Raw genomic sequence first — 26,595 nt, forward strand, 5'->3', positions numbered from 1 at the left:
GCCGGCGCGGCGTCCGCAGACCGCGCCGGCGACGCTCAGGGCGGCGATGAGCGGACAAAGCAGCAGTCTGGATCGGGTCATGGGGTTTCCTCCTTGGGGCATGACAAAGGGTGCGGCCGTTGAGCGGCCGCTTGGGGCGGGGGACCGTCCCTGAACGGGGCGGTCCGAGAGGCGGGAGACCGGGGCCTAGTAGTCGTGATCGGTCAGGCTGTGACCGTCAGCCGTGTCGACCTTCAGCACGAAGCCGGCGGCCGAGCCGTCCTTCATCGGGTGCATGGACAGGCTGATCTTGTCGCCCGGCTTGAAGGATTTGCTGGACCAGCCCTTGCGCGCCAGGATGTTGATGCTTGAGCACTCGATGCTCCACTCGGTGGCGGGGCCGGCGGGGCCGGGCGCCATGATCTGGATCCAGCCGTGCGGGTTCATCCACTTGAACTCCTTCACCGTCCCCGACAGCGTGACGATCTTGGCGTGATCGAACATCGCCGCGGAGTGGTGGGCCGAGGCCGGGGTGGCCGCGAGGGTCAGGGAGAGCGCCGCCAGGGCGACCGCGCCGCCTGTCTGCCAGAGTTTCATCGGCTTGCCTTTTGAGATGGAAGCCCGAACCGGGCCGGAACACCGGCCCGCTCCGCGTCTTCCGCAATGGGGATTATAGGCGCCCGGGGCGAGGTCGGCAGACGCTCGCTCGGACAGGACTTTCAAACGGGATGCGAAGCTCGGCCGTATCACGCGAGGAATCCGATCCAGCGGCCCGAGGCGACCACCGCCACCCAGCAGGCCATGGATATGGCCCCGGCCAGGCGCGCCTGGGCCGGCGGCTTGACCAGATTGTCCCAGGCCTCGGCGCCCTTCAGGCTGACCCGATGGAACAGGGCCATGTTCAGCCCGGCCGCAGCCAGGGCCACGAGCTTCAGGCGAAAGGCGGGATTGGCGGCGTAGGTCGTCGCCGAGGACGAGAACAGCAGAAAGCCGGTGACCGCCGCCACGACGAAGGCGGCCCAGACCAGGGGGGTCGAATCCTTCAGCAGCCGATTGATCCCCTGGCCGCCGGCCGTGACCCCGATCAGGCGCAGGTCCATGACGAAGACCACGCCGACGACCAGCACGATCGCCAGAACGTGGACGCTTTCGATCCACGGGAAGAGATAGCTGCCCTCACGGATCGCGGTGGCGAAGGGCGTCGCCTCGAGGGCCGCCAGGACGGATGACAGGGACATGGGCTGGGCCTCGATCAGGATGGATGTCAGGTGACGGCGTAGGCGATCCAGCGCCCGGCGAAGACGATGCCCGCCCAGACGCCCAGGGACACCACGGCCATGCCGCGCAACACGGCCAGTCGCGGTCCCGCCTGCCAGAAGCCGGCGTCGCGCCGTAGCGGGGCATGGATCGCGGCGGTCAGCAGCAGGGCCACGCAGAGCAGCCCCATCTTCAGGATGAACACCGGGTTCTCCAGCGACCGCCGCGGTTCGCCGACGATCAGGGTTGCGCCGGACAGCAGCAGGACGATCAGGGCGCCGCCGATCCAGGGCGCGTAGCGGCGCGAGAAGCCGAGGATGGTGTCCTCCGCCCCAACCGCGCCCAGGGCCTTGAGATTGGTCATCAGGATCGCGGCCATGATCACGGCGATGGCCAGGATGTGCACCGTCTGGACCGCGGGGGTGATCCAGCCATGGGCGCCGATGGTCACGCTGACGGGGCTGTCCGCCAGCCAGGTCACAAACCGGTCGATCATCATCGGGCGCCTCTGTCTCGATCTTCGCGGCGACGTCGGCCGCAGGAAATGATTGTGCGCTGCAGCGAGATCCGTCGACCGTCCGCGAAGGCGATGACTTTCAAGGGATATCGTCAGCTCAAGCGCTGACCAGACCTGCCCTCCCCCGCGCGGTATCAGGGCTTGGGCTTCAGCTCGGCCGCCGGATCATCAGCGTAGCGTTCCGACCAGCCGGGGGCGTCGACCTCGCAGGCGTATTCCCAGAGCTCGCTGTCCTGCGGCATGCGGTCGTAGCGGGTGGTGGTGGTGTAAGGCCGGGTCAGCTGTTTCGGATCCTCGAAGGTGGTCTCGTTGACCAGCACCTTGCCGCCCGCCTCCAGATGCAGCCGCTCGACGATATGGGTCTCGCCCGACGGGATCTGGCCGCGCGGCACGTGGCTCATCCGGTCGTTCAGGGCGACCGTGTCGATCACCAGGGTCTTGCCCTCCCAATGGCCGATGGAATGGCCGTTCCAGCCGGGAATGGCGTCCGGGTTGTGGGTCTTGCGGCCCAGATAGACCGAGCGCACCAGGGGGCTGTTCTCCGAGATCAGGGTGACCCGGCCGGCGTCTCCAGGATCTCCAGGGCGAACTCATTGGTCATGAACCGGGGCATGCCGATCGGCAGACACTTCAGGGCGTGCTCGGACAGCACCTTGCCCTGCTCCTCGGTGGCCTTGCGGGCCTGTTCGGCCGCCGCCGCCGCTTCCGGCGTGAAGGGCGGCTTGTCCTGGCGCGCGAAGTCGTTGGGCTTGAGCAGCCACATGCCGGTCAGGCCGGTCGCCGGCGCCGCCTGGGCCAGGCCTGGCGCGGCGAACGCCGCCGAGGCCAGCAGGGCCAGCCCCATCATCCGCCCGCGCGAACGCCTCGCCCCTCTGGCCGCCATGGAGATCGCCCTTTCGAATTCGCCCGTTTTCGAAGGGAAGCCTAGACGCGGGCCCGCGCGCCGGGCGCCGGGCATGTGGCGAGAGGACTTTAAAGCAAAACCGGAAGGCGCGGCGCGCAGCGTCAACAGCTTCAACGCCTATGATCAAGCCAGCCGCGGACCGCCCAGGTATGAAGCGGCATGCTCGGCCTCAAGTCCCTCCCCGCCCTCGACCCCTTCCTCCTGGGCCTCGTGACCGCCGCCGCCCTGGGGTCGCTGATCCCCTGCCAGGGCGGCTGGGCGACGCTGGCCCAGGCGGCCACGACACTGGCCATCGGGGTGATGTTCTTCATGCAGGGGGTGCGGCTATCGCGGCAGGCGATCCTCGCCGGCCTCGCTCACTGGCGTCTGCACCTGGCCATCCTGGCCTGCACCTTCGTGCTCTATCCGGTCCTCGGCCTGACCCTGAGAGCCGTCGCCACGCCCCTGTTGCCAGCCAGCCTCTGGACGGGCGTGATCTTCCTGTGCCTGCTGCCCTCCACGGTCCAGAGCTCGATCGCCTATGTGTCGATCGCGCGCGGCGATGTCGCCGCCGCCGTCTGCGCGGCCACAGCCTCGAACCTGCTGGGCGTTCTGCTCACCCCCGTCCTCGCCGCCCTGGTGCTGGGGACCCATGCCGGCGCCGCGCCGCTCAGCGAGGTCGGCAAGATCGCCACCCACATCCTGGCGCCCTTCGTGGTCGGCCATCTGCTGCGCCCCTGGCTCGGCGACTGGGCCGCGCGGCACAAGCCGATCCTGACGCTCAGCGACCGGGGCTCGATCCTGCTGGCGGTCTACACCGCCTTCAGCGCCGCCGCGCTTGAGGGGATCTGGCGGCAGGTCACGCCCGTGATGCTGCTGACCCTCTTGGCGGTGGAGGCCCTGTTGCTGGCCTGTGTGCTCACCGCCACCACCCTTTTGTCCCGCCGCATCGGCTTTCCCACCGAGGACGAGATCGCCCTCGTCTTCTGCGGCTCCAAGAAGTCGCTGGCCTCCGGCGCGCCGATCGCCAGCGTGATCTTCCCGGCCGCGACGCTCGGCGGGGTGATCATCCCCCTCGTCCTGTTCCACCAGATGCAGCTGATGGTCGCCGCGGCCCTGGCCCGGCGATACGCGCGGCGCGCACCCGACCAGGCCCAGACCGTCGCCGAGGCGGTGGCGTGAAGATCAATGATCCGCAGATCCTGGCCGAGGTGACCGCGGCCTTCCAGGCCTATGAAGTCGCGCTCGGCGACAATGACATCGCGGCCTTGGACGCCCTGTTCTGGCGCTCGGACCATACCCTGCGCTACGGGGTGGGCGAGAACCTGTACGGCTTCGACGCCATCGCCCGGTTCCGCCGCGAGCGCCCGGGCGGATCGCCGCCGCGCACGCTCGCCAATACGGTCATCACCAGTTTCGGCGCCGACATGGCGACCGCCAACACCGAGTTCCAGCGGATCGGCGGCGGTCGGATCGGCCGCCAGAGCCAGACCTGGGCCCGCATGCCCGAGGGCTGGCGGATCGTCGCCGCCCACGTCTCGCTGATGGGCGACGGCGCCTAGAGCCTCACCCGGCCGCGGTGGGAATCCGCCAGGCCGTGCGGTCCAAAAAGCCCAGGGGATGCGGCCAGGGGGTGATCCGCACGCCCTCGGCGACCTGATCGGCGCGGATCTGGTCGCGCAGCGCCTTCATCTGGGTCCAGTGCTGCTGCGGCCGATAGTGATGCTCGGCGTGATAGCCATTGTTCAGGAACAGCCAGTTGTAGACCGGCTCATAGGTCGAGACGCCAGACGCGATCGGCCGCTCCGGCTCGGCGCCCAGATGTTCGTAATAGGCGATCAGGAACGAGAGGCTCTGGCCCAGATAGTAGAAGGGGGCGAGCACCAGGACGAAATCCCAGCGGACGATCAGCAGGACCGCATAGACCGCCGCCATCACCCAGAATTCGCGCAGCGCCCGCGCGCCTTCCTTCGGGCGCTTGGCGGCGATTTCCCGGGCCACGGTGAAGGGATCGTCGTCGCGCCAGAAGCCCATCAGGACATAGGGGACCATCGGCTCGGCCTGTCCATTCGCCCCGTGCCGATAGATCGAGATCGGGTCGAGGGTCTGTCCGTCGGCGTCCGGCCGGTCCGAATTGCCGGCGTGATGGCGCATATGGACATAGCGGTACATGGTCTGGGGGACGCCGTTCTCCAGCGTCAGGGCGTATTCGGTGATCCGGTTCAGCAGCTTGGAGCGGAAGAAGGGATTGTGGATGAAGTTGTGCGCGACGGAATCCTGGTTCCAGCCGATGGCGAGCGCGTAGAGCGCCGCCCCGCCCAGCCGCGCGCCCCAGCCCAGATGCGGCCAGGCCAGGAAGAAGGCTGCGAGCAGGCCGAGATGGACATAGACCAGCAGGGCCGGGATCGCGTCCCACGCCGTGCGTCGGAACAGGCCCCTGCCCGGGGGAGATCGCCGCTCTGAGGTCATGATCGGGCTCCTAGTCCGCGCTCGGGCCCGCGAAGGCCATGGAGACATTGAGGCCGCCAAAGGCGAAGGCGTTCAGCAGGACGTGGCGGGCGGTGATGGGCCGGGCCGCGCCCAGCACCAGGTCGAGGTCGCACTCCGGATCGACGCCCAGATAACCCTGGATCGGCGGAGCCAGGCCGGCCTCCAGCGCCTTCAGGGCGATGACCGCCTGGAGGGCGGCCGAGCCGCCGATCAGGTGGCCATGAGCGCTCTTGGTGGCGATCACCGGATGGCGGCCGGCGCGATCGCCGAACACCGCGTGGATCGTGGCCGCCTCGTTCTGGTCGTTCAGCGGCGTGCCGGTGCCGTGGGCCGAGATCAGCACCTGGTCGAGATCGGCCAGGCCGCCATTGACGCAGGCGCCGCGCAGGGCCGCCTGGGTGCCGTCGAGCGAGGGCTGGGTGATGTGGAAGGCGTCAGAGCTCATCCCCGCGCCCAGATATTCCCCGAGGATGCGGGCGCCCCGCGCCAGGGCGTGCTCCCGCTCCTCCAGGACCAGCACCGCCCCGCCCTCGCCCATCACCATCCCGTCACGCCCCGCGGAGAACGGCCGGCAGGTGGTGTCGGACAGCGCGTGGATCGCCTGCCAGCCGGCCATGGAGCCCGCGGTCGCGATGGCCTCCGAGCCGCCGACCACGGCGATGTCGGCGAGGCCGGTCTGGATCAGCCCGGCGCCCTGCACCACTGCATGGGCCGAGGAGGCGCAGGCGCTGGAGGTCGCGAAGACCGGACCATGGATGACGAACTGCATCGCCACCGCGCTGACCGCGCCGGAGACCATGATCTTGGGCACGCTGGTCGGGTGCATGCGCTGGGTCTTCTGGCCGAAGAACCGCTCGTAGGATTTCTCCAGGGTCTCCTGGCCGCCCTGGCCATGGCCCAGCACCACCGCCGTGCGCTGGTCGAGCGCGGGGTGCTCGATCAGCCCCGCCTGATCCAGGGCCTCAAAGGCCGAGGCCAGGGCGAACAGGGCGAAGCGGTCCAGCGTCGCCGTGAGCTTGCGGCCCATCCGCGCCTCCAGCGCCGCGGCGAAGCCGGGCTGGGCCAGGGCGGCGGGCAGGGTCACGGGCTCGGGACCATGGGCCCCCGGGTCGAACAGGTGCGGAGCGATGCCGCACACCCCGTCGCGGGCCGCGCTCCAATTGGCCTCAGCGCTGGCGCCCAGGGCGGAGACCGCGCCCAGGCCGGTGACCACGATGCGTCGGGGATGGCTCATCACGCTTGCGGCTCGGCGTTGATCTTGGCCAGCAGGAAATCCATCATTTCGCCGACCGTGCTCATCTCGGGCATCTCGCCCTCCTCGATGACCACGCCGAACTTCTCCTCGAGTTCGAAGAGCAGGCTGATAACGTCGATGGAGGAGATGCCCAGGTCGGCCAGGGTGGCCTCGCGCACCAGGCGGGCGCGATCCAGGATGGCCTCCTGGCTCAGCATGTCGAGCAGCTCAGATTCCGTGGCTTTCATGACCGGCTCCTTGAGGGGGACTTGGACCAGTGGAGAACGACGCCGATTGAGGCGGTGAAGACGTTGCGGCTGGGGAACAGGCCGCGGCTGGGCAGCTCGCCCAGCATGTGGTCGGCGGTGACCTCGGCGACGAGGCGGGTGTTCGGCGTCAGATCCCGCGCCGCGCCGACCTGGACCCCGGCGGTCAGGTAGTCGTTGTCGTGGAAGTGCGGCCCGCCGAAGTGCGAGGGCGGCGCGCGCCTCTGGCCGAAATATTCCTCGGTGAACCTCTGGTCGGCCCAAGACAGGCGGGCCTCGGCCCCCACCTCCAGCTTGGGCGTGACCCGCCCGCCGGTGTCGAAGGCCAGATCGCCCGACCAGCCGCGATAGCCGTTCAGCGCCCGGCGCATGCGAACCTCGATGTCGCCGACCGGTGTCCGCTTCTCCACGAAGGCGCCGACCTCGACGGCGTCGCGGGTGCGGAAGCCATGCTTGGGCAGATCGTCATTGAAGGATTGGCGGTATTCGCCGACAGGTCCTGCCGACAGGGTCCCGGCCTTGAGCATTTTCCACTTGCCGCCGTCGTCGATGCTGACGCTGACATCCTCGCCATAGGTCGCGGCCAGCACGGGCACGAGGTCGGTGCGATAGGTCTCCGAGCCGAGATGGGCGGGCCGCACCCGGCCCACCGCCCCCCAATCAAGGGTCCAGTCCGGCGCGCCCGCAAAGGCCGGGGCGGCGATCAGGGTCAGGAGACCGATCAGGGCCAGGAGCCGTCTCACGCCTCGGCCTCCCCGTCTCCGAGCAGCCAGACGCCCAGCAGGATCGCCAGGCTGCCAGCCACCTGCGAGGCCGTGACCGGCTCGCCGAACAGGGTCCAGCCCATGCCGATCACCAGCATGTAGCCGATGGCGGTCATCGGAAACGCGGCGCTGAGCTTCAGGTGGGTCAGGACCTGCATCCAGACCACCAGGGTGACCACCTCCAGCGCCGCCCAGCCCTGGACAAAGGGGCTGTGGATCGCCGCGACCAGCCAACCCCATCCGAAGGGGAGCCCCAGCAGGGCGTGGGCGGTGCGCTCGGCCAGATACTGGTTGCCCAGGCTGAGCAGGGGCATGGCCAGCCACACCAGTCCCCGCGCCACGCGCGCCAAAACCGGGGAGGACTGTCCCACGCTCATGCCGCCGCGCCTTCAGCGACAGGATCGTCCGCGAACATCGGCGCGGCCCACTTGAGCGCCCGGTCCACCCAGGGCCGGCGATGGCGGAAGAACATCTCCGTGGCCGGAAAGGCGCAGCCGAGCCGTCGCTTGGTCGCGTATCCGGCCTGGCCGCTCTGATAACGCTTGAGGCCCCGCTCCAGGCACAGGCCGATGTTGTGGATCCAGCTGACGAAATAGAGGTCGTGGGCGGGGCCGCGCTCGGTCTCCATGCAGAAGAACTTGTCGAGCAGGGTCTCGGCGTCCTGCAGCATCAGATTGAAGCCGATCAGGTCGTCGCCCAGGAAATAGAGGACGCAGAAGGCCCGCTCGCCCAGGCGCTCCAGCACGCCGGTGAAATAGGCGGCGGTCAGGTTTTCCAGCTGCTGGTCGGACCGGGCCCGCGTCTGGGCGTAGAGGTCCTCGATCCGGTCCTCCAGCCCCGTCAGGTCGCGGCGCAATTCGATCTGCAGTCCCGCCCGACCGCGTAGCTTGCGGCGCAGATCCTTGCGGGTGGCGCGGCTCAGGCCGGCCAGATAGCCGTCCAGATCGGCGAATGTGATGTCCAGCACCGCGCTCGGCATGCCCGGCGTCGGCTGATAGCCCAGGGCCCGGGCGGCGGCGCCGATGTGGGCGGCGGCGACCGGGGCGTCCTTCACCGCGATCAGGCCGCAGCCCTCGGCCAGGCTCTCGGTCTCGAAGGCCTGGAGGGCGAGGCGGGCGATCTCGTCGTGGCGGCCGGGATCGACACCAGGCGCCAGGCCCAGGCTGACATCCTCCGTACACGGTGAGCCCAGGGCGGCCAGCCTCACCGTGAAGGCGCGGGGCGCCAGGCGTCGGACCGCCGTGACCAGGCCCCGGCCCGCGCCGTTCAGGGTCGTATCCAGGGGATAGTCGCAGATGAAGCCAGGGGCGGCCCCCACCGGCCGCCCCTGGTCGGTGACCACCACGTAGCGGAACGCGAAGTCGGCGAGACCCGCGCCCTCAACCGCCGCGAGGTAGTCGAACCCTTCCAGCGCGCCGGGGAAGCACGCGTCCCAGGCCGGCTGGCCCACCTGGTGGATCGAGGTCATGACCCGGGCCTCAAGCACCGACCGGCTCCCGATAGGGACGGGCGAACCGGGCCGCGATCGGGGCCGCGCCGAAGAAGTCGGCCGTCAGATCGGCCACCAGGTCCCGCTGCAGATCGACATGGACCATGTGGTAGCAGTCCTCGAGCAGATGCAGCTCGGTCGGCCCGCCCAGCGCCTTTTGCAGGCGCTCGGAATTGCGCGGATGGGCCATGTCGTCGTCGCGGGCGTGGATCAGCAGGGTCGGCAGCCGGATCTGCGATCCGATCTCGTCCAGATGCCTGGTCAGCCGGTACATCTCCGCCATCGCCCCCAGGGGCAGCCGGTCCAGGGCGCCGGGGATCACCGCCCCCTGGGTCGCGGTCATGCCGTCCCGCAGCCGCTCGTCCTTCAGGCCGAAGGGATAGGGCTCTTCAAAGCTGAGCCGGCGGATCAGCGGCAGGCCGGCGAAGGGCTCGATGAAGGGCGCCAGCGGGCTGTACCAGTGGCGCATGTTCCAGCCGTCATAGCGGTAGGTCATGGAATAGACCGCCGCGGCCTTGATGCTCGGCGCCTCGGCGGCGAGGGCGAGGCCGAGCGCGCCGCCGACGCAGATGCCGGCGACATAGACCTCGTCGTGATCCGCCCGCAGCTCCTCGAGGGGCTTGAGCAGGGAGTCGCGCCAATCGCGCCAGTCCGTGCGCAGCAGGTGGGCCTCGTCCAGCCCATGGCCGGCCAGCAGCGGGGCGGCCACGGACAGGCCGCGCTTGTGCAGCCGCCGGGCCAGGAACTTCATCTCGCCGGGCGCGCCGGTGAGACCGTGAATCAGCAGCACGGCCTTGCCGCTCTTCGCGTCGAGGCGGAACCGGAAGTCGCGGATCTGGGCGGTCATGGGCGGCGTCTCACAGTCCGGAAAGGCCGACGCAGAGCACGCCCGCGAAGATCAGGCCGGCGCCCAGCCGCTGCCGGGCGGACATCCGTTCCCGCAGCAGGATCAGGCCGCCCAGGGGGACGGTGGCGTAGGTCGCGGTCATGATCGGATAGGCCAGGCTCAAGGGCGCGCGTTGCAGAACCAGGACCCAGGCGATGCTCTCCACCACCCACAGGCCGACGCCCAGCCAGATCAGGGGCTGCAGGGCGACGCGCGCGGGATGGCCGCCGTGGTCGCTGGCCCGGTCCGCGCCAGACTTGAAAGCCAGCTGCTGGACCGTCTCGGCCGCCACGCAGAAGGCCAGCAGGCCCAGGGCGGCGGGGATCAGATGGGTCTCGTTCATGCCGCCGCCCTCGCGAAGGCGTCGAGCAGCTTCAGATTGGCGGCCTCGTTGATCCGCCGCGCAATGGCCGCGTCCGGCGCCTGACGCGGCTGGTCGAGATAGGCCTCGACGCGCTTGATCCAGGCGCGTCCCGGGGTGCCGCCATAGACCGGCCGGGACCAGTCGCCGACCACATCGGCGCCGATCAGCTCGCGCCCCGCCGCCACCCGGTCCAGCACCGCCAGAACAAAGTCGAGGCTCGCCTGGCCCTGGTCCCAGTTGCTCACCGCCTCGTCGCCGGCGAGCACGTCCTTGTCGAGGGTGACATAGACCTGGGCCGTCTCGATCCGGCGGTCGAGCAGGTCGAGAAAGGCCGCCTCGCCCAGGGCGCTGACGGTCGGCCAGGCGCGCCCGTTCAGCAGCACCTCGGCCTCACCCTCGGGCGCGCACCAGGCGTAGAGCTCGAGCCGGCCGTCCTCCAGCAGGCCGATGTCGCCCTGGCGGGCGCGGGCGCGGCCGATGTCGGGACTGCAGACCCCGATGGTGATCACCTTGGCGACGCCGGGCAGGCGCGCGGCCTCCCCCACCCACGACCCGCAATGGCGGCCCCGCGCGAAGGTCATCCAGTCCGGATGGTTGTCGAGGTGGATCACCGTCGCCGGCCCGCCGGCGCAGGCCAGGGCCCGTTCGATCAGCAGGGGGCTGACATGATGGAAATCCCCCGACCCCGCGAACACCAGGTCCGCGCGCTCGGCCAAGGGCAGGTCCCGCGCCAGGCGGCTGCGCAGGTCCGCCAGCCGGGACGCCGGGGCCCAGAGCCGCAGGGCCGGCCCCAGATCGCGCGCGTCGAGGCTTCGCCCGCCCTGCCCCTCGGCCGCGCGGGCGAAGTCGGACTGGGCGTCCAACGCGTCATCGAGCCTGAGGAACACCGGGCGCATGGGCAGTCGATCAGTCCCGGACGCAGCGCTTGAACAGGGCGTCGAGCAGTTCGATCGCCAGGTCGATCTCCGCATAGGAGATGTGCAGCGAGGGCGCGAAGGTGATGACGTTCTTGTAGTAGCCGCCGACGTCGAGGATCAGGCCGTAGCGTTTGCCGCCGACCTCGATGTCGGCCTTCATCCCCTCCTCGGCCATCTCGTCGAGCAGGGCCTTGTCCGGCGTGAAGCCGTCGGCCTTGCAGATCTCGGCCCGCAGGGCGAGGCCCAGGCCGTCGACGTCGCCGATCTGGGGCCAGCGCTTCTGCAGGGTGCGGAGCCCCTCCAGGAAATAGGCGCCCTTGGCGGTGACCTGGGTCTCATAGTCGCCCTCGGCGGTCATGCGCATGACCTCCAGGCCGACGGCGGTTCCCATGGGGTTGGAGTTGAAGGTCGAGTGGGTCGAGCCGGGCGGGAAGACCGTCGGGTTGATCAGCTCTTCCCGCGCCCACAGGCCGGAAAGCGGATTGAGGCCGTTGGTGAGCGCCTTGCCGAACACCAGCACGTCCGGCTGGACGTCGAAGTGCTCGATCGCCCACAGCTTGCCGGTCCGGTAGAAGCCCATCTGGATCTCGTCGACGACCATCAGGATGCCGTGCTGGTCGAGGACTTTCTTCAGGCCTTTGAAGAAGTTAGGCGGCGGCACGACATAGCCGCCGGTGCCCTGGATCGGCTCGACATAGAAGGCGGCGAACTCGGCCTGGCCGGTCTTGGTGTCCAGCACGCCGTTGTATTCGGTCTCGAACAGGCGGGCGAACTTGGCCACGCACTGCTCGCCGTACTCTTCCTTGCTCATGCCCTTGGGGCCGCGGAAGTGGTAGGGGAACTCGATGAACTGGGCGCGGTCGCCGAAGTGGCCGTAGCGGCGGCGATAGCGATAGGACGAGGTGATCGCCGAGGCGCCCAGGGTGCGGCCGTGATAGCCGCCCTCGAAGGCGAACATCAGGCTCTTGCCGCCGCTGGCGTTGCGCACGACCTTCAGGCTGTCCTCGACCGCCTGGGCGCCGCCGACATTGAAATGGACGCGCCCCGCGTGGCCGAACTTGCGCTCCGCGTCCTGGGCGATGACGGCGGCGAGCTCGACCTTCTCCCGATGCAGATATTGCGAGGCGACCTGGGGCAGCCGGTCCAGTTGGGCCTTGGCGACGGCGTCGAGGCGCGGGTTGCGGTAGCCGAAGTTGACGGCCGAGTACCACATCTGCAGGTCCAGGAACTCCCGGCCCTCGGCGTCGTACATGAACGACCCGTCGCAGCCGGTGAAGAACTTGGGCTCGGCCATGTAGTGAACGGTGTCGCCGTAGGAGCAGTAGCGCGCCTCCAGGCGGCGCAGCTCGGCTTCGTCCAGGGGCTCGGCGGAAGGCGCGTCGTACATGGAAAACTCCTCAGGAGGCGGTGACGCGGCGGTCGCCCTTCAGGGCGCTCAGCGTCGTGGTGATGTCGTGGAAGGTGCGGAAGCTGTGGTAGGGCCGCGCGCGGCCGGCCGCGTAGTCGGCCAGGGCCGCCTTGGCGAACAGGATGTCGGCCCGGCCGGAGACGCAGAAGTCCGAGCGTCCGTCGCCGATATAGACCACCGCCTGATCGGGAGCGGTCAGCCGGGCCGTCGCCTCGCACTTGCAGACCCCGGAGCCCGCGCCGCAGCCTTCGCGGCGATGGGGCTGCTCCAGGCGCCGGGCGCCGGCCTCGCCCGCCAGGCGGTTGCTGATGACGGGCAGGTGGGCGAGGCCCTCCCGCGCCAGGATCGCGCGGATGAACCGGTCGACGCCGTCGCTGACGATGGTGAGGGGCACGCCCGCGGTCGCGCACCAGTCGGCGAAGGCCGCGAAGCCGGGATCGAGGGTCACCGCCGACAGGACCGCGTCCAGCTCGGCGTCCGATCCGCCGATCAGGGCGACCTGGCCGCGCATGCAGGCCGCCGCGTCGATGCGTCCGGCGACCCAGTCGTCCTCGAGCGCTTCCCAGGCCGGGTCCGCCAGGTGGCGCAGCACGTGATCGGTGCTGTCGGCGACGGAAATGGTCCCGTCAAAATCGCAAAAGACCTGCATCGGGGGGCGTCCGTGGCGTGGGACGCGCTACCTAGATGGCGAGACTGACGCCAAACTGATGCAAGCTGAGCTTTATTTGGGCGATCGGCGGAATCTGGCGGGTCGCCCGATCAGCTGAAATCCGTGGCCGGCGCCGCGAACTCCACCCGCACCCTCAGGCCCGACTGGCCGTCGGCCCGGTCGGCCAGGATCAGCTGGCCGCCCAGCAGGCGCGCCGCCTCGGCCACGATGGCGAGGCCCAGGCCGGACCCCGGCGCGGTGTTGTCGGCCCCGCGATAGAAGCGCCGCACCACCTTGTCCCGCTCCGCCGGCGCGATCCCGGGGCCCTGGTCGGTGACCTCCAGATAGGCCCGCTCATGGGTCCGGGCCAGGCGGACGGTGACCTCCGATCCCGCCGGCGCATGATGGATCGCGTTCTCGATCAGATTGACGGCGATCAGCCGCAGCAGGATGGGATCGGTCGCGGGCGCCTCGGCCTCGCCCTCGAAACTCAGCCCGACGCCGCGGCGCGCGGCCAGCGGGGCCAGGTCGGCGATGGCCGCCACCGCCTCCTGGCGCAGATCGCCCCCCTGCCCGACCTCGAGCTGGGCCTCCAGCCGCGCCAGGGTCAGCAATTGCTCGGTCAGATTGGTGGCGCGATCCACGCCTTCCACCAGGGCGCGGGTCAGGGCCTCGCGTTCCGAGGGATCGGTCTCGTGGGCGATCATCTGGGCCTGCAGCTTCACCGCCGCCAAGGGGGTCCGCAGCTGGTGGGCCGCATTGTCCAGGAACTGGCGCTCCTGCCGCCGCGCCCGGTTGATCCGCTCCAGCAACAGATTGATCGACCGCACCAGGGGGTGAAGGTCGCGGGGCCAGGCCTCCAGGTCGAGCGGCGACAGATCGCGCAAGGTCCTCTGGCCGATCTGGTCGATCAGCACCCTCAGGCTTCGCAGGCCCTGGTTCAGGGACAGCCAGATCAGCACCGCCACGGTGGGGATCAGGGCCAGCAGCGGAATCGCCAGGCCCAGCACCACCCCGCTGACCAGCACCAGGCGGATGTCGGTGCGCTCGCCCACCTGGACGGTCACGTCGCTGTCGGGGACCTTCAGGGTGTAGACCCGCCAACGCCAGCGCTGGTCCCGGGTCTGGGAAAACCCCTCAACCCGCGGCGGCTCCGCGATCAGCGGGCCGGTGTCCGACCTCAGGGCCAGCTGGCGGCCGCGCCAGACCCGGAACATCCGCCATTCGGCGTAGTTGTCGAACGCCCGCCGGTCCTCGCGGCTCAGCAGGGGCGCATCGTCCACTTCCACCGCCTGGCCGCCGGCCGCCGAGGGATGCAGTTCCTCGGCCATCAGGGCCCGCAGGACATTGGCCCCGATGATCAGCTGGCCGTCATAGACCTTGTCGATCTGCCGCAGGGCCGAGACGAAGGCCATCAGGCCGATCACGGCGATGATCAGGACGACGAGGGCGCCGACCCGCCCGAACAGGGCCGACAGCAGGGAGGACGGCCGGGCGGCGCGGGCGCTCATGGCTGGCGCGGCGCCATATAGCCCAGGCCGCGGGCGGTCACGATCAGCTCGGCGCCCAGCTTGCGCCTCAGGCCATAGATGGCGACCTCTATGGTGTTGCTCTCCACCTCGGCGGCGGCGTCATAGAGCGCGGCCTCCAGCTCGTCCTTGCTGACGAACTGGCCCATGCGCCGCATCAGCACCGCCAGGACCTTGAACTCCTTGGCCGTCAGCGCCACCGGCTGGTCATGGAGCGTCGCGGTGCGCGCCGCCAGGTCGATCTGCACCCCGTGGGTGGCGAGCACATCGCTAGCCCGGCGCTCGCGGTGGCGGATCTGCGCCCGGATGCGGGCCAGCAGCTCCTCCAGGTCGAAGGGCTTGACCACATAGTCGTCCGCGCCGCCGTCCAGCCCGCCGACTTTTTGCTCCGGCCGGTCGCGCGCCGTCAGGATGATGATCGGGGTCAGGTCCTTCTGGGCGCGGATCGCGTGCAGAGCCTCCATGCCGTCGACGCGCGGCAGGCCCAGGTCGAGCAGGATCAGCGCATAGTCCTGGGCCTTGGCCGCGGCGATGGCCTCCTCGCCGTCCATCGCCCAATCCACCGTATAGCCGACCCTCTGCAGGGTCCGCTTCAGGCCCGCCCCCAGCATCTCGTCGTCTTCGGCCAGCAGCAGGCGCATCGGATCTGTCGAGCTCTCGTTCGGACGCCCAATAAGCATCCGGCCAATTGCCGGCCATATTGCGGCGGTCCGGAGCCGACGGCTAGCGGATGAGGCCCGCTGAGAACGCGGCCATCCAGCCGCGCAGCAGGTTCGCCGCCAGCTCCCGCGTGCGGCCGGGGGGCTTGCCCATCAGCTCGGCCAGGGAGTCGCCGAACAGCCCGACCCCCATGGCGAGGGTCACGCTGACCAGGACGAGGTCCTCGGCCGCGGCCGGGTCCAGCCCCTTGGGCGCCAGACGGTTGGCGACCACCTCATTGACCGCCTCCCGCACCAGGGTCAGGCGTCGGGACTCGCCGGTCAGCTCCAGCCAGGCGGCCAGGCGCGCGGCGCCGCGGGATTCGAAGGCGTCGAACAACATCCGCGCCCCGCTCTCGGCGCGGGTCGCCGCCGGCTCATCGGGATCGTCGGCCTCAAGGATCTGGGCCACCAGCTGGCGGATCATCCGCTCCATCAGGGCGGTATGCACATCGGCGATGGAGCCGAAGTGGTGCAGCACCGTGGCGTGCACCACGCCGGCGGCGGCCGCGACATCGGCCAGCTTCAGGGCCTGCGGCCCCTTCTCGATCAGCAGCGCCTCGGCCGCGGCCAGGATGTTCTCCCGCGCCGCCTCGGGCGACCGGCGGACCCGCGTCCGCTTCGCCGAAGCTTCTATTGACATTTTTGTCGGTAAGACCATATTGCGAGCATCAGCTTTCCTAGCCCGATGCAAGGAGCCACGCCATGACCGCCAAGACCACGCCCAGCGATGTGGACGTCCTGCCCCGCGACATCCGCTTTGACGTCGAGGCCGCCCGCAAGGGCCACTGGCTGGGCGGCGCCCCGGTCGGCACGGCGGTGTTCAACGCCCTGTCCCTCACCTTTCCGGATGGCGAGCGGCTGTTCATGGACGCGGTGCGCAACTATCGCCCGCAGCTGAAGGGCAAGCTCTTGGAGGATGTCCGGGGCTTCATCGCCCAGGAGGCCATTCACTCGCGCGAGCACCATGGGCTGAACCAGCTGATCGACCGCGACCGCTATCCGGTCGCCGAGATCGAAGCCGAGGTGCGCCAGCGCACCACCGCCGCCCGCGAGCGCGGTCCCATGGCCATGCTGATCTCGACCATCGCGCTCGAGCACTTCACCGCCATGATGGCCGACATGCACATGGCCCACCAGGATCTGTTCGATAAGGCCGACCCGGAGATCGAGCGCATGTGGCGCTGGCACGCCATGGAGGAGACCGAGCACAAGGCGGTCGCCTATGACGTCTTCATGGAGGTGACCAAGGACTGGTCGCCCTTCCTGCGCTACCGCCGCCGGGTGATCTCGATGGCGATCGTCACCTTCATGTTCAGCCGCAACATCACCCAGTTCGCCGCGCGTCTGCTGGAGGCCGACGGCTATTCGCCCAAGGCGGCGCTGAAGGCGGTGAAGACCTATGTCTGGGGAAACCCCGGCATCTTCCGGCGCGGCTGGAAGACCTATCTCGCCTGGTATCGCCCCGGCTTCCATCCGTGGGACCACAAGACCCGTCCCGAACTCGCCGTCTGGAAGGCCGAGTTCGACGCCGCGGTCACGCCTGCCGCGGCCTAGATCGGCGGCAGGCCGTCCATAATGGCGGTGAGGGCCAGGACGGTCTCCGCCTCCATGGCGCTGTGTCCGGCATTGGTCTTCACATAGGCCTTCGGGGGCGACCCGATCGCCTCCAGGGCCGCCACGAGCTGCGAGGCCTGGGTCAGGGGACAGACCTGATCGAACCGGCCGTGGACGATGTAGGTGTCGACGCCGGCGATCTTGTCGACATTGGCCAGGATGTAGTCGGGCGGCAGGAACAGGTTGTGGGCGAAGAAGTGCGCCTCGATCTGGGCGAAGCAGAGGGCGAAGTCGGCGTCCCCGAACTTGCCGCTGTCGGCCTCGTCCGGGATCATGTTGGAGATGGTGCCCTCCCAGACCGACCAGGCGACGGCGGCCTCCAGCTGGCGCTTGCGCTCGGCCTCGGATGTCGGCTGCAGATCGAAGATCGTCTTGTAGGCGGCCATGACGTCGCCCCGGTCGGCGGGGGCGATGGGCGCCAGGAACGCCTTCCAGGCCTCCGGATAGGCGATGTAGGCGCCGGGCTCGGAGAGCGCATAGGGCGTCTGGTCCGCCACCGCCGCATTGCCCTGGTACATGTAGAGCAGGTCCTGGCGCGCGCCGATGAAGATGCCGCGCAGGATCAGGGCTGCCACCTTGTCCGGGTGGCGGATCGCATAGACCAGGGCGAGCGTGCTGCCCCAGCTGCCGCCGAAGACGTGCATCTTGCCGGTGATCCCGAGCGCGTCGCGCAAGGCGTTGATATCGTCCACCAAATGGTCGGTGGTGTTGCGGGTCAGCGCCGCCTTGGGCCCGTCCGCGGCCACATTGGGCGTGCTCTTGCCGCAGCCGCGCTGGTCGAACAGGATCACCCGATAGCGAGCGGGATCGAAGAACCGCGACATGACCGGTGCGCACGCGCCGCCCGGACCGCCGTGAAGGAACATCACCGGCTCGCCGTCCGGGTTCCCGTATTCCTCCCAATAAAGGGCGTGGTCGGGGTCGCGGTCGACCGGCTGCAGCCCGCTCGCCCGGGCCGGAACCAGTGGATATTTCCACTCGTCGACGACCTTGCTGGTCGCGCGCAGCCGGGAGAAATCCATGGTCGTCCTCGTCGTAAAGTCACTCACTGAGGGCGTTTGCAGCCCATTCGCGGGGGGCTCGCAAGCAATTCCTGGCCTGACGACGGGCGCGCGCCGGGCTAAAGCCGGAAATCCGCCCGTCCTGACCCGAGGCCCGAAATGATTGACCCGATCGACGACCGTCTCGCCGCCGCCGCGTTCCGCCGGCTGGTCGAGCACCTGCGGATGCGCACCGACGCTCAGAACGTCGATCTGATGGGATTGGCCGGATTCTGCCGCAACTGCCTGGGCGACTGGGTCAGCGAGGCCTCCGACGGCGCGCTCAGCCGTGACCAGGCCCGCGAGGCGATCTACGGCATGACCCAGGCCGAATGGAAGGCGCGCCAGCCGCCCGCCACGCCGGAACAGCTGGCCCGCATGGAGGCGAGCCTCGCCCTGAATGAGAAGCTGCGGGCCGGACGCTAGGGCCCGGCCCGACCGTCTTCAGATCGCCGCCGCCAGTTCCGTGGCCTGGTTGATCGCCTGCTTGGCGTCGAGCTCCGCCGCCTCATAGGCGCCGCCTACCAGGGTCGCGTTCACGCCCGCCGCCTGGAGCTGATCGTAGAGGTCGCGCTTGGGCAGCTGGCCGGCGCAGATGATCACCGTGTCGACCTCGAACAGCACCGGCTGGTCGCCGACCCGGGCGTGCAGGCCGGCGTCGTCGATCTTCAGGTACTCGACCCCATTGAGCATCTTCACGCCGCGCCGCTGCAGGGTGAGCCGGTGCGTCCAGCCGGTGGTCTTGCCGAGCGACTTACCCACCGCGTCGGACTTGCGCTGCATCAGGGTCACCTCGCGGTCCGACTTGGCGACCACGGGTTCGACCCCGGTCACCCCGCCGCGCGGGTGATTGACGAAGTCGATGCCCCATTCCTTGGCGAAGACGTCGATGTCCATCGAGGCCGAGACGCCCGCATGGGTGATCAGCTCGGCGACGTCGAAGCCGATGCCGCCCGCGCCCATGATCGCGACCCGCTTGCCGACCGGCTTACGGCCCATGATCACGTCGATATAGCTGACCGCCTTGGGGTGATGGATGCCCTCCAGCTCCGGCGTCCGCGGCTCGATGCCGGTGGCGATGATCACCTCGTCGAAGCCGCCGGCCTTCAGCTGGTCGGCGTCGACCTTGGTGTTCAGCTTCAGGTCGATGCCCAGCACCTCGATCCGCTTGCGGAAGTAGCGCAGGGTCTCGTTGAACTCCTCCTTGCCGGGGATGCGGCGGGCCAGGTTGAACTGGCCGCCGATCTCGGGGCCGGCCTCGAACAGGGTGACCTTGTGGCCGCGTTCGGCCGCCACGGTCGCATAGGCCAGGCCCGCCGGGCCGGCGCCCACCACCGCCACGGACTTGGCGGCCGTGACCGCCGGGAAGTTCAGCTCGGTCTCGCGGCAGGCGCGCGGATTGACCAGGCAGCTGGTCAGCCGGCCGGTGAAGGTGTGGTCCAGGCAGGCCTGGTTGCAGCCGATGCAGGTGTTGATCTCGTCCTCGCGGCCCTGCTGGGCCTTCAGCACCAGGTCGGGGTCGGCCAGCATGGGCCGGGCCATCGAGATCAGGTCGGCGTCACCGCGGGCCAGCACCGCCTCGGCCACGTCGGGCATGTTGATGCGGTTGGAGGTGATCAGGGGAACGGTCAGCTCCTTGCGCAGGCGGCCGGTCACCTGGGCGAAGGCGGCGCGCGGCACCATGGTGGCGATGGTCGGAACCTGGGCCTCGTGCCAGCAGAAGTGGGTCGAGACGATGCTCGCGCCGGCCTCGACCACGGCCTTGCCGAGCGTCACGACCTCGTCCCAGGCCAGGCCGCCCTGCAGCATGTCCATGGCCGAGATGCGGAAGACCACGATGAAGTCGGTCCCCACGGCCTCGCGGACCCGGCGCACCACCTCGACGGGGAAGCGCATGCGGTTCTCGAAGTTCCCGCCCCACTGGTCGGTGCGCTGGTTGGTGCGCTCGACCAGGAAGGTGGAGAGCAGGTAGCCGGCCGAGCCGATGATCTCGACGCCGTCATAGCCGGCCAGCTTGGCCATGGCCGCGCAGTTGGCGAAGTCGGCCAGCTGCTTCTCGATCCCCGCCGCGTCCAGCTCGTTCGGCACATTGGGGGCGATGCGGGCGCGGATCGCCGAGGGGGCGACGGCGTCGGCGCTGCGGGCCAGGGAGCCGGCGTGCAGGATCTGCAGGCAGATCTTCACGTCCGGGTCGGCGGCGTGGACCGTCTCGGTCACGGTGCGGTGCTGGGCGGCCTCCTCCAGCGTCGAGAGCTTGGCGCCGCCGCCGGCCTCGCGGTTCGGTCCGATGCCGCCGGTGATGATCATGCCGACCCCGCCCCGGGCGCGTTCCGCGAAATAGGCGGCCTGACGGGCGTAGCCGTTGGGGATGTCCTCCAGCCCCGTATGCATCGAGCCCATGATCACCCGGTTCTTCAGCCGGGTGAAACCCAGGTCGAGGGGCGAGAACAGGTGCGGGTATTTGGTCATCGCAGGTTTTTCCGGGCCCTAATGTTTTGTGGAGAGTCCTAGGATCGGCGCTCTGGGCCGTCCAGGTTCATGGCTGAGGTTGCGGCTAGAGGGGGCTCGCCAGATGGCCGCCGTCGACCGCCAGCACGCTGCCGGTCATGTAGGCCGAGGCGTCCGAGGCCAGGAGCAGCAGCGGGCCGTCGAGGTCGGCGATCTCGCCGAAGCGGCGCTGCGGGATGCGCTTCTTCATGTCCTCCCCGGCCGGCGACAGCAGGAACTCCCGGTTCAGGTCGGTTTCGATATAGCCCGGCGCAATGGCGTTCACCCGGATCCCGAAGCGCGCCCATTCCATGGCCAGCGACTTGGTCATGTGGATCACAGCCGCCTTGGACGGCGCATAGGCCGCCGCCGAATGGGCGGTCCGCAGGCCGGTGATCGAGGCGATATTGATGATCGAGCCGCCCCGTCCGGCCTTGCGCATGATCCGGGCGGCCTCGCGCGAGACATAGAAGGCGCCGTTGACATTGACGTCGAAGATCGAGCGCCACTCGTCGCCTTCGCAATCGATCGCCCGGCTGGGACCGGCGATGCCGGCGTTGTTGACGACGATGTCGAGCGCCTCGAGCCCGCTCAGGGCCTCGACCACCTGTGACTCGTCGGCGACGTCCAGGCGCAGCGCCTGGGCCTTGCCCCCTTCGGCGGCGATGTCGGCGACCAGGCTGTCCAGCAGGTCGGTGCGCCGGGCCGCGGCGATCACCTCGGCGCCCGAGCGGGCCAGCAGCTGACAGAAATGGCGGCCGAAACCGCTGGACGCGCCGGTCACCAAGGCGGTGCGGCCGGAAAGGTCAGTGCGCATAGGGCCCCCAAGGACGCCACGCGACGGGCGCGGCTGACCCAAAAACACAGGGCGCCCTGCGGAAGGCAAGCGGCGCGCGCGCCTGGGCCGCAAGTCCCTCGCCTAAGGGAAACTGGGGCGGATTTCAGGAGTTCTGGATGGCGCCTTGCCCTTCACGCCCCTATCTCAATGACACTGACCGTTGGAACAGGACCGGCCCCATGCGGCGATGTCATCACCCCCTGCCCCGAATGCGGGCCTGACGTCGCACCTCGCGGTGCGCCCCGGCGCCGCCGCACCCCACGCATGACGCGGATCGATGCATCCGCCACCCCGATCACGATCCAATACGGGAGCTTTCCATGGCTCTGCTGATTTCCGTCGCCCCCGCCGAGGCGGGATGGTCCGTTCAATCCGACATCCTCGGCGAGGCCGAGGTTCACCCCAGCGGCGCCCGGGCCGAATCCGCCGCCCGCGCGCTCGCCGCCCGCACCGCCGAGTCCGGCCTCAGCGCCGAGGTGAGGATCTTCCTGCGCGACGGCGCGCTCGCCGGGCGGTTCCTGCACCCGGCGGCCTTCGAACCGCGCGGATGGCGGGCTGACGTCCGCCTCTACTCCGCCGCCAGCTGGGTCTCGACCGCGTCCCGATCCAGCGGCCGATAGAGCGCGTCGCTGGGATCGGGCCAGCGGAAGGTCTGGCGGATCTCGGCCAGCACCCGGCGATAGACGGTCACGTCCACATAGTTGGCGTGGCGCGGGCTATCGACATAGGTCGAGGCCCCGCGCAGGTCGGGCCGCGCCTCAGCCTTCATGCGCCGCCAGGTCTCGCGCTCAACGCCCGACTGCTCGATCACCGCGTCCATGGCGACCATCTGCGCCATCTCGTCGAAGCGCTGATAGCCGGCTGAGGCGAACTCGACATAGCCCACCACCGACAGGCCGCGCAGGCGACGGTGGAAGATGTTGAGATAGAGCTGGGGTCGCCCCTGCTTCCAGTCGAACAGGGCCTCGTCGAGGAAGGGCATGCGGTAGTCGTAGCCGGTGGCGAACAGCACCATGTCGAAGGCCTCGACCGAGCCGTCCTTGAACACCGCCCCGGTCTCGCTGAAGGACACGATGTCCTCCTTGGCCGTCAGGTCGCCGTGGGCCAGATAGTGCAGGATCTGGGTGTTCATGATCGGGTGCGACTGCATCGCCTTGTGGTCCGGGGCCTTCAGCCCATAGCGGGTCAGGTCGCCGACCAACGCCCCCAGCATCTTGTCCGGATCATCGGGGATCACCACGCCCTTGGGCGGATGCACGCCGCCGCCCAGGAACACGTCGGTCGGCACGCCGAATATGTGTTTGGGCACGAAGTGATAGCCCCGGCGCAGGCTGATGAAGGCCTTGTCCGCGTGGCGGGCGGCGTCGCAGGCGATGTCGACGCCGGAATTGCCGGCCCCCACGATCAGCACCCGCTTGGCGGCGAACTCCTGCGGCCGGCGATAGGTGACCGCGTGGCGCACCTCGCCCTTGAACCGCTCCAGCCCCGGATAGCTGGGCAGGCTGGGATGCCAGGTGACGCCATTGGCCACGACGACGCCCTTGTAGGTGCGGGTCTCGCCGGTCGACAGCTCCACCCGCCAGCCGTCCTCGGCGCTGTCGCCCAGGGGCGTCGCCTTCACCACCTCGACGCCGAAGGTGATCTTGTCCTTCAGGCCGAAGCGGCGGGCGAAATCGCGGATATAGGCCAGCAGCTGCCGGTGGTCGGGATAGTCCGGATAGCTCTCCGGCATCGGTGCGCCGAAGAAGGCCGAGGTGTATTTCGACGAGATGAAGTGGGCGGACTCGTACATCGACGAGCCGGTGTTCTCGATGTCCCAGATGCCGCCGACATCGCTGTGGCGCTCGAACTGGTCATAGGGCACGCCGGCCAGGGTGAAGGCGCGGGCGGCGAGCAGGCCGCAGGGCCCGCCGCCGATGATGCAATAGCGGCCGTCGAATTCGACCTTGGGAATCTCGCGGGCGCTGTCGGCGCGCAGATGGGTCTCGGCGAGCACGCTGTAGGCCTTGGCGCGATGGCGGCGCATCCAGGCCGCGAAGCCGATCCCGAAGGCGACCGTCACCGCGAACAGCCAGGGCAGATAGGCGATCTGCGGCAGACTGGACGAGGTCAGGAGGCTGAAGTTCTGCACCACCAGAACGGCGGCGATGATCAGGCCCACGGCGCCTGCGGCCGCCGCGCTCAGCACCATCCACTGGCCCGGCGTGCGGGCCCGCCAGAGGTAGGCGAAGATCGCTGTGCCGGCCATGGCCTGGATCAGGATGATGCCGAAGGTGCCCAGGCCGATCAGGGCCGGGATCAGGGTCAGATAGGGATCGAGCCGGGTCAGGCCGAAGGCGCCGACGCCCAGGAGCGTGATCACGCTGACCGCCGCGCTGGCGTTGGACGGCGCATAGCGGGCCGGGTGGAACTTGCCGAGCACCGGGGGCAGCAGCTTCTCGCGGCTGAGCGCGAAGAGATAGCGCGCGGCGGCGTTGTGCAGGGCGAGATAGGAGGCCAGCAGCGAGGTGACCACCAGCACCCCCATCAGCTGCTCGATGGTGTTTCCGACATAGCGGCCGGTGAGGTTCAGCATGAAGGCCCCGCCCTCAGCCGTCGCCGTCCGGCTGGCGTTCTCCGCCCCCACGGCGCCCACCGTCAGCCAGGCGGTGAGCAGGTAGAAGATCCCGATCAGGATCACCGAGGCGTAGGTGGCGATCGGGATGCTGCGGGTCGGTTCCTCGGCCTCCTCGCCGTACAGAGCCGCCGACTCGAAGCCGATGAAGGAGGTGAAGGTGATCATCAGCCCGACCCCCAGGCCCGGCCCGGTCATGGCCGCGGGCGCGAAGCTTTCCAGCGGCAGGGCGTGCCAGCCCTTGCTGACCAGGACCGCGATGTCGAACACCGCCAGCACCCCGACCTCGGCGGCCATCAGCACGCCCAGCACCTTCGAGGACAGGTCGATCGAGCGGTATCCGAGCACGGCGACGATGGCGATCCCGCCCAGCGCCAGGGCCAGCCAGGAGACGTGGACGCCCGCGCTCTCCCCCGCCAGGGCGGCGAAATAGCCAAGGAAGGCCGCCAGCCCGACCGTATAGCCGACATAGGCGATCATCGCCGTGAAGGCCGCCGACACCCCGATCGGCTTGCCCAGTCCCTTGGCGACATAGGTGTAGAAGGCGCCGGTGCTGACCACGCGCCGACTGATCGCCGCATAGCCCACCGAGAAGCACAGCAGGGTGAGGCCCGCGAACAGGAAGGCCGCGGGGGTCCCGGCTCCTAATCCGCGGCTCAGCGCGATGGGCAGGTTGCCGACCATGGCCGCAAGCGGCGCCGCGGCGGCGACCACCAGGAAGATGATCTTCTGGGTCGACAGGAACTTGCGGCGCTTGCCGGTCTCGAACTTGCGCGCCGCGGCGCGGACAATGTCGTCCATCTCAGGTCTCCGGAATCGCGGCGGTCAGCGGGGCGGGGCGGCGGTAAGGCCGCGGGACTCTAGAAAGCGCTTCAGACCCTGCTCGCCCTGTTTGACGAAGTGGGGCAGCACCTTGGGCATCAGGGCTGGAAAGGCGCAGATGATCCGACCCAGCAGGGCCTCGCCCTCGGGCAGGGAAACCTCGATCCGTCCTCCGTCCATGGCCTTCACGGCGGCGGCCGCGACCTCATCCGCGGTCAGCACGTCCTTGTTCAGGAAGTTCAGGACCGAGCCGCCGTGGGTCGCCTCATAGCGCAGCATCGGGGTGTCGACGGCGCCGGGGAACAGGCTGCGGATCTTCACGCCTTGGGGTTCCAGCTCCTGGGCGAGCGCGATGAGCAGGCCGCGCAATCCGAACTTCGAGGCGCTGTAGGCGGCGCTGCCCGGCAAGGCCACGAGGCCCGCGGCGGAGACGATCGACAGGATGCAGCCCTGGCCCTCGGCCCGAAACCGCGCCGCGGCCGCATGGGTCAGGCGCATGGGCGCCAGGAGGTTCACCGCCATGTGCAGGGCGACATCGTCATAGGCCAGGTCCGCATAGTCGCCGGGCCGGATGACGCCGGCGTTGTTGACCAGCAGGACCAGGTCCGGGATCGACCCGATCAGGTCGGCGACGCCCTCCAGGTCGGCGGGGCGGGTCAGGTCGGCGACATGGACGCTGATGCGATCTGGCGCGCGCCGCGCGGCCTCGGCCAGTCGGTCCGCGTCCAGGTCCACCAGCACCAGCCTGAACCCGCGCTCAAGCAGCTTGCCGGAGAGCGCCGTGGCGATCGCGCCGGCGCCTCCCGTGATCAAGGCCGTCCCCGCCATGACATGTCCCCCTAAGCCCGCCGCGTCCTGACGGGCTTAAACGTGATAGTCTATCATATTATGATTGGCAAGCCGACGAGGCCTGGGCTAGGGAAAGGCCATGTCAGAGGTGAAAGCTCCCCGTCGGCGGCGCGCGACCCAGACGCGCTCCAAGGCCACCGTCCAGAAGATCCTGGACGCGGCGACGGACCTGATCGTGGAACGCGGCGCCCAGGGCGTGACCATGAGCGAGATCGCCAAGCGGGCGGATCTGGTGATCGGTTCGCTCTATCAGTACTTCGCCGACCGCTCGGCCATCTGCCGCGCGATCCTGATCCGGCACCAGGCCGAGGCGCGCACCCTGCTGCATCATCACGTGGCGGGCGTGAAGTCTCTGGAAGCGCTGACCGAGGCGCTAAGTCTTTCTTTTGACGCCTATTTCGAGCTGCTTCAGCGGGACCGGCTGATCATCGGCCTGTGGGCGATCGTCCAGACCGACCCGGAGCTCCAGGCGCTCGACCTCGAAGACACCCTGCAGAACGCGCGGCACCTGGCCGGCGTCGCCGCGCCCATGCTGCCTGGGGTGGAGACCAACCGGCTGGTCGCCACCTTCACCATGCTGATCCAGTTCTCGCTCTATGCCGGCCGACTGGCCCGCGACGTGCCCGGCCCCATCGCCCAGGAGCTTCCCGCCACCTTCAAGGTGATGTTCCTGGAGAGCATGCAGTCCCTGCAACGGGCGAGTCGAACCTGACGGACTTTCATGTCCGCCAGGCCAAGACCTAGGGCCAGACGCCGCCGCCGAGCGCCTTGTAGAGCGTCACCCGGTTGTTCAGCTCGGCCAGCTTGGCGGCGAGCTGGGTCTGGCGCGCGCCATAGAGCGTCCGCTGGGCGTCGAGCAGGGTCAGATAGCTGTCGACGCCGCGGTCATAGCGGGCCTGGGCCAGGGTCTGGCTGGTGGTCGCGCGCGACCAGCCGGTCCTGGGCGGCGACCCGGTCGGCCGGAGGTCGGTGGCTGGGGTCCGTGCCCGCTCGGTCGG

The 26,595-nt window shown here is 69.4% G+C and carries 31 protein-coding genes; 6 read left to right on the forward strand and 25 right to left on the reverse strand.

Translation table 11 applies throughout. The annotated features are described in order from the left end of the window. Positions 1-186: 186 nt before the first annotated feature. The 5 genes from MQH10_RS23385 to MQH10_RS23405 form a co-directional block, all read right to left on the reverse strand. Positions 187-576: a DUF6152 family protein gene (locus MQH10_RS23385; protein WP_242566390.1), complete on the reverse strand. Its 390-nt coding sequence runs from the start codon at positions 574-576 to the stop codon at positions 187-189. Positions 577-725: 149 nt separating this feature from the next. Further along, the gene (locus MQH10_RS23390; RefSeq protein WP_242566391.1) at positions 726-1,217 is read right to left on the reverse strand and encodes a DUF6644 family protein; all 492 of its coding nucleotides are present in this window, start codon (positions 1,215-1,217) and stop codon (positions 726-728) included. A gap of 26 nt (positions 1,218-1,243) precedes the next feature. Next, positions 1,244-1,732: a DUF6644 family protein gene (locus tag MQH10_RS23395; RefSeq protein WP_242566392.1), complete on the reverse strand. Its 489-nt coding sequence runs from the start codon at positions 1,730-1,732 to the stop codon at positions 1,244-1,246. Positions 1,733-1,887: 155 nt separating this feature from the next. After that, complete coding sequence (locus MQH10_RS23400; RefSeq protein WP_242566393.1) at positions 1,888-2,280, reverse strand: hypothetical protein; 393 nt, start codon at positions 2,278-2,280, stop codon at positions 1,888-1,890. A gap of 20 nt (positions 2,281-2,300) precedes the next feature. After that, entirely contained in the window at positions 2,301-2,636 is a 336-nt protein-coding gene (locus tag MQH10_RS23405; RefSeq protein WP_242566394.1) for a hypothetical protein, read from the reverse strand. A gap of 180 nt (positions 2,637-2,816) precedes the next feature. On the opposite strand from MQH10_RS23405, the gene MQH10_RS23410 reads away from it, so the two are divergent. Then, the gene (locus MQH10_RS23410) at positions 2,817-3,818 is read left to right on the forward strand and encodes a bile acid:sodium symporter family protein (protein ID WP_242566395.1); all 1,002 of its coding nucleotides are present in this window, start codon (positions 2,817-2,819) and stop codon (positions 3,816-3,818) included. Continuing rightward, positions 3,815-4,198, forward strand: a complete 384-nt coding sequence (gene hpxZ / locus MQH10_RS23415; protein ID WP_242566396.1) for an oxalurate catabolism protein HpxZ — start codon at positions 3,815-3,817, stop codon at positions 4,196-4,198. Before MQH10_RS23410 ends, hpxZ begins: the two co-directional genes overlap by 4 nt. A gap of 4 nt (positions 4,199-4,202) precedes the next feature. On the opposite strand, the gene MQH10_RS23420 is transcribed toward hpxZ, so the two are convergent. The 14 genes from MQH10_RS23420 to MQH10_RS23485 form a co-directional block, all read right to left on the reverse strand. Next, positions 4,203-5,105, reverse strand: coding sequence for a fatty acid desaturase family protein (locus MQH10_RS23420; protein WP_242566397.1), 903 nt, complete (start codon positions 5,103-5,105; stop codon positions 4,203-4,205). A 10-nt stretch (positions 5,106-5,115) separates the two neighbouring features. Beyond that, entirely contained in the window at positions 5,116-6,360 is a 1,245-nt protein-coding gene (locus tag MQH10_RS23425) for a beta-ketoacyl-[acyl-carrier-protein] synthase family protein (RefSeq protein ID WP_242566398.1), read from the reverse strand. Continuing rightward, positions 6,360-6,608 (reverse strand): acyl carrier protein, encoded by a 249-nt coding sequence (locus tag MQH10_RS23430; RefSeq protein WP_242566399.1) that lies wholly within the window; start codon positions 6,606-6,608, stop codon positions 6,360-6,362. The genes MQH10_RS23425 and MQH10_RS23430 overlap by 1 nt, the downstream gene beginning before the upstream one ends. Then, positions 6,605-7,369: a MipA/OmpV family protein gene (locus MQH10_RS23435; RefSeq protein WP_242566400.1), complete on the reverse strand. Its 765-nt coding sequence runs from the start codon at positions 7,367-7,369 to the stop codon at positions 6,605-6,607. Before MQH10_RS23435 ends, MQH10_RS23430 begins: the two co-directional genes overlap by 4 nt. Next, entirely contained in the window at positions 7,366-7,767 is a 402-nt protein-coding gene (locus tag MQH10_RS23440; RefSeq protein WP_242566401.1) for a DMT family transporter, read from the reverse strand. Before MQH10_RS23440 ends, MQH10_RS23435 begins: the two co-directional genes overlap by 4 nt. After that, positions 7,764-8,876, reverse strand: a complete 1,113-nt coding sequence (locus tag MQH10_RS26960) for a GNAT family N-acetyltransferase (protein WP_242566402.1) — start codon at positions 8,874-8,876, stop codon at positions 7,764-7,766. The genes MQH10_RS23440 and MQH10_RS26960 overlap by 4 nt, the downstream gene beginning before the upstream one ends. Next, the gene (locus tag MQH10_RS23450) at positions 8,869-9,726 is read right to left on the reverse strand and encodes an alpha/beta hydrolase (protein WP_242566403.1); all 858 of its coding nucleotides are present in this window, start codon (positions 9,724-9,726) and stop codon (positions 8,869-8,871) included. Before MQH10_RS23450 ends, MQH10_RS26960 begins: the two co-directional genes overlap by 8 nt. Positions 9,727-9,736: 10 nt before the next feature. Then, positions 9,737-10,108, reverse strand: coding sequence for a DMT family transporter (locus MQH10_RS23455; protein WP_242566404.1), 372 nt, complete (start codon positions 10,106-10,108; stop codon positions 9,737-9,739). Continuing rightward, positions 10,105-11,025, reverse strand: coding sequence for an arginase family protein (locus tag MQH10_RS23460; protein WP_242566405.1), 921 nt, complete (start codon positions 11,023-11,025; stop codon positions 10,105-10,107). The genes MQH10_RS23455 and MQH10_RS23460 overlap by 4 nt, the downstream gene beginning before the upstream one ends. Before the next feature lie 10 nt (positions 11,026-11,035). Further along, on the reverse strand, positions 11,036-12,433 hold the full coding sequence (locus MQH10_RS23465; RefSeq protein WP_242566406.1) for an aspartate aminotransferase family protein: 1,398 nt from the start codon (positions 12,431-12,433) through the stop codon (positions 11,036-11,038). Between the two features lie 10 nt (positions 12,434-12,443). Then, positions 12,444-13,103 carry an MtnX-like HAD-IB family phosphatase gene (locus tag MQH10_RS23470; protein ID WP_242566407.1) on the reverse strand — a complete coding sequence of 220 codons (660 nt, stop codon included), beginning with the start codon at positions 13,101-13,103 and terminating at the stop codon, positions 12,444-12,446. Between the two features lie 110 nt (positions 13,104-13,213). Continuing rightward, positions 13,214-14,614 carry an ATP-binding protein gene (locus MQH10_RS23475; protein ID WP_242566408.1) on the reverse strand — a complete coding sequence of 467 codons (1,401 nt, stop codon included), beginning with the start codon at positions 14,612-14,614 and terminating at the stop codon, positions 13,214-13,216. Then, complete coding sequence (locus tag MQH10_RS23480) at positions 14,611-15,273, reverse strand: response regulator transcription factor (RefSeq protein WP_242566409.1); 663 nt, start codon at positions 15,271-15,273, stop codon at positions 14,611-14,613. The genes MQH10_RS23475 and MQH10_RS23480 overlap by 4 nt, the downstream gene beginning before the upstream one ends. Positions 15,274-15,355: 82 nt before the next feature. Next, positions 15,356-15,973, reverse strand: coding sequence for a TetR/AcrR family transcriptional regulator (locus MQH10_RS23485; protein WP_242566410.1), 618 nt, complete (start codon positions 15,971-15,973; stop codon positions 15,356-15,358). A 62-nt stretch (positions 15,974-16,035) separates the two neighbouring features. Between MQH10_RS23485 and MQH10_RS23490 the strand changes: the two genes are divergently transcribed. Continuing rightward, positions 16,036-16,887: a metal-dependent hydrolase gene (locus MQH10_RS23490; RefSeq protein ID WP_242566411.1), complete on the forward strand. Its 852-nt coding sequence runs from the start codon at positions 16,036-16,038 to the stop codon at positions 16,885-16,887. Here MQH10_RS23490 and pip read toward each other — a convergent pair. Continuing rightward, the gene (pip, locus tag MQH10_RS23495) at positions 16,884-17,969 is read right to left on the reverse strand and encodes a prolyl aminopeptidase (protein ID WP_242566412.1); all 1,086 of its coding nucleotides are present in this window, start codon (positions 17,967-17,969) and stop codon (positions 16,884-16,886) included. The two genes, MQH10_RS23490 and pip, sit on opposite strands and share 4 nt — an antisense overlap. A gap of 138 nt (positions 17,970-18,107) precedes the next feature. On the opposite strand from pip, the gene MQH10_RS23500 reads away from it, so the two are divergent. Next, entirely contained in the window at positions 18,108-18,413 is a 306-nt protein-coding gene (locus tag MQH10_RS23500; RefSeq protein WP_242566413.1) for a DUF1244 domain-containing protein, read from the forward strand. 18 nt (positions 18,414-18,431) lie between these two features. On the opposite strand, the gene MQH10_RS23505 is transcribed toward MQH10_RS23500, so the two are convergent. Beyond that, positions 18,432-20,456: an NADPH-dependent 2,4-dienoyl-CoA reductase gene (locus MQH10_RS23505; RefSeq protein ID WP_242566414.1), complete on the reverse strand. Its 2,025-nt coding sequence runs from the start codon at positions 20,454-20,456 to the stop codon at positions 18,432-18,434. A gap of 85 nt (positions 20,457-20,541) precedes the next feature. Beyond that, positions 20,542-21,291 carry an SDR family NAD(P)-dependent oxidoreductase gene (locus MQH10_RS23510; RefSeq protein WP_242566415.1) on the reverse strand — a complete coding sequence of 250 codons (750 nt, stop codon included), beginning with the start codon at positions 21,289-21,291 and terminating at the stop codon, positions 20,542-20,544. Between the two features lie 341 nt (positions 21,292-21,632). Between MQH10_RS23510 and MQH10_RS23515 the strand changes: the two genes are divergently transcribed. Beyond that, complete coding sequence (locus MQH10_RS23515) at positions 21,633-21,932, forward strand: hypothetical protein (RefSeq protein WP_242566416.1); 300 nt, start codon at positions 21,633-21,635, stop codon at positions 21,930-21,932. Here the strand turns inward: MQH10_RS23515 and MQH10_RS23520 are convergent. After that, entirely contained in the window at positions 21,881-24,727 is a 2,847-nt protein-coding gene (locus tag MQH10_RS23520) for an amino acid permease (protein ID WP_242566417.1), read from the reverse strand. The genes MQH10_RS23515 and MQH10_RS23520 overlap by 52 nt on opposite strands. Before the next feature lie 24 nt (positions 24,728-24,751). Beyond that, positions 24,752-25,576 carry an SDR family NAD(P)-dependent oxidoreductase gene (locus tag MQH10_RS23525; RefSeq protein WP_242566418.1) on the reverse strand — a complete coding sequence of 275 codons (825 nt, stop codon included), beginning with the start codon at positions 25,574-25,576 and terminating at the stop codon, positions 24,752-24,754. 100 nt (positions 25,577-25,676) lie between these two features. Here MQH10_RS23525 and MQH10_RS23530 point away from each other — a divergent pair, with 100 nt between their 5' ends. Continuing rightward, entirely contained in the window at positions 25,677-26,309 is a 633-nt protein-coding gene (locus MQH10_RS23530) for a TetR/AcrR family transcriptional regulator (protein WP_242566419.1), read from the forward strand. 28 nt (positions 26,310-26,337) lie between these two features. Here the strand turns inward: MQH10_RS23530 and MQH10_RS23535 are convergent. Next, a partial coding sequence (locus MQH10_RS23535; RefSeq protein ID WP_242566420.1) for a TolC family protein occupies positions 26,338-26,595 on the reverse strand: 258 nt, incomplete at its 5' end.

It is taken from the genome of Phenylobacterium aquaticum (genome assembly GCF_022695515.1).
Lineage (GTDB): Bacteria > Pseudomonadota > Alphaproteobacteria > Caulobacterales > Caulobacteraceae > Phenylobacterium > Phenylobacterium aquaticum.

Bases quoted from the DNA above. Each gene is read 5' to 3' on its own strand.
- MQH10_RS23480 (WP_242566409.1), bottom strand. From the start codon at position 15,273: ATGCGCCTGCTGCTGGCCGAAGACGACGAGATGCTGGGGGCGGGCCTG.
- MQH10_RS23485 (WP_242566410.1), bottom strand. From the start codon at position 15,973: ATGTCAATAGAAGCTTCGGCGAAGCGGACGCGGGTCCGCCGGTCGCCC.
- MQH10_RS23490 (WP_242566411.1), top strand. From the start codon at position 16,036: ATGACCGCCAAGACCACGCCCAGCGATGTGGACGTCCTGCCCCGCGAC.
- MQH10_RS23520 (WP_242566417.1), bottom strand. From the start codon at position 24,727: ATGGACGACATTGTCCGCGCCGCGGCGCGCAAGTTCGAGACCGGCAAG.
- MQH10_RS23510 (WP_242566415.1), bottom strand. From the start codon at position 21,291: ATGCGCACTGACCTTTCCGGCCGCACCGCCTTGGTGACCGGCGCGTCC.
- MQH10_RS23440 (WP_242566401.1), bottom strand. From the start codon at position 7,767: ATGAGCGTGGGACAGTCCTCCCCGGTTTTGGCGCGCGTGGCGCGGGGA.
- MQH10_RS23500 (WP_242566413.1), top strand. From the start codon at position 18,108: ATGATTGACCCGATCGACGACCGTCTCGCCGCCGCCGCGTTCCGCCGG.
- pip (WP_242566412.1), bottom strand. From the start codon at position 17,969: ATGGATTTCTCCCGGCTGCGCGCGACCAGCAAGGTCGTCGACGAGTGG.
- MQH10_RS23425 (WP_242566398.1), bottom strand. From the start codon at position 6,360: ATGAGCCATCCCCGACGCATCGTGGTCACCGGCCTGGGCGCGGTCTCC.
- MQH10_RS23465 (WP_242566406.1), bottom strand. From the start codon at position 12,433: ATGTACGACGCGCCTTCCGCCGAGCCCCTGGACGAAGCCGAGCTGCGC.
- MQH10_RS23530 (WP_242566419.1), top strand. From the start codon at position 25,677: ATGTCAGAGGTGAAAGCTCCCCGTCGGCGGCGCGCGACCCAGACGCGC.
- MQH10_RS23525 (WP_242566418.1), bottom strand. From the start codon at position 25,576: ATGGCGGGGACGGCCTTGATCACGGGAGGCGCCGGCGCGATCGCCACG.
- MQH10_RS23455 (WP_242566404.1), bottom strand. From the start codon at position 10,108: ATGAACGAGACCCATCTGATCCCCGCCGCCCTGGGCCTGCTGGCCTTC.
- MQH10_RS23420 (WP_242566397.1), bottom strand. From the start codon at position 5,105: ATGACCTCAGAGCGGCGATCTCCCCCGGGCAGGGGCCTGTTCCGACGC.
- MQH10_RS23505 (WP_242566414.1), bottom strand. From the start codon at position 20,456: ATGACCAAATACCCGCACCTGTTCTCGCCCCTCGACCTGGGTTTCACC.
- MQH10_RS23395 (WP_242566392.1), bottom strand. From the start codon at position 1,732: ATGATCGACCGGTTTGTGACCTGGCTGGCGGACAGCCCCGTCAGCGTG.
- MQH10_RS23405 (WP_242566394.1), bottom strand. From the start codon at position 2,636: ATGGCGGCCAGAGGGGCGAGGCGTTCGCGCGGGCGGATGATGGGGCTG.
- MQH10_RS23390 (WP_242566391.1), bottom strand. From the start codon at position 1,217: ATGTCCCTGTCATCCGTCCTGGCGGCCCTCGAGGCGACGCCCTTCGCC.
- MQH10_RS23515 (WP_242566416.1), top strand. From the start codon at position 21,633: ATGGCTCTGCTGATTTCCGTCGCCCCCGCCGAGGCGGGATGGTCCGTT.
- MQH10_RS23410 (WP_242566395.1), top strand. From the start codon at position 2,817: ATGCTCGGCCTCAAGTCCCTCCCCGCCCTCGACCCCTTCCTCCTGGGC.
- MQH10_RS23385 (WP_242566390.1), bottom strand. From the start codon at position 576: ATGAAACTCTGGCAGACAGGCGGCGCGGTCGCCCTGGCGGCGCTCTCC.
- MQH10_RS23450 (WP_242566403.1), bottom strand. From the start codon at position 9,726: ATGACCGCCCAGATCCGCGACTTCCGGTTCCGCCTCGACGCGAAGAGC.
- MQH10_RS23470 (WP_242566407.1), bottom strand. From the start codon at position 13,103: ATGCAGGTCTTTTGCGATTTTGACGGGACCATTTCCGTCGCCGACAGC.
- MQH10_RS23430 (WP_242566399.1), bottom strand. From the start codon at position 6,608: ATGAAAGCCACGGAATCTGAGCTGCTCGACATGCTGAGCCAGGAGGCC.
- MQH10_RS23460 (WP_242566405.1), bottom strand. From the start codon at position 11,025: ATGCGCCCGGTGTTCCTCAGGCTCGATGACGCGTTGGACGCCCAGTCC.
- MQH10_RS23475 (WP_242566408.1), bottom strand. From the start codon at position 14,614: ATGAGCGCCCGCGCCGCCCGGCCGTCCTCCCTGCTGTCGGCCCTGTTC.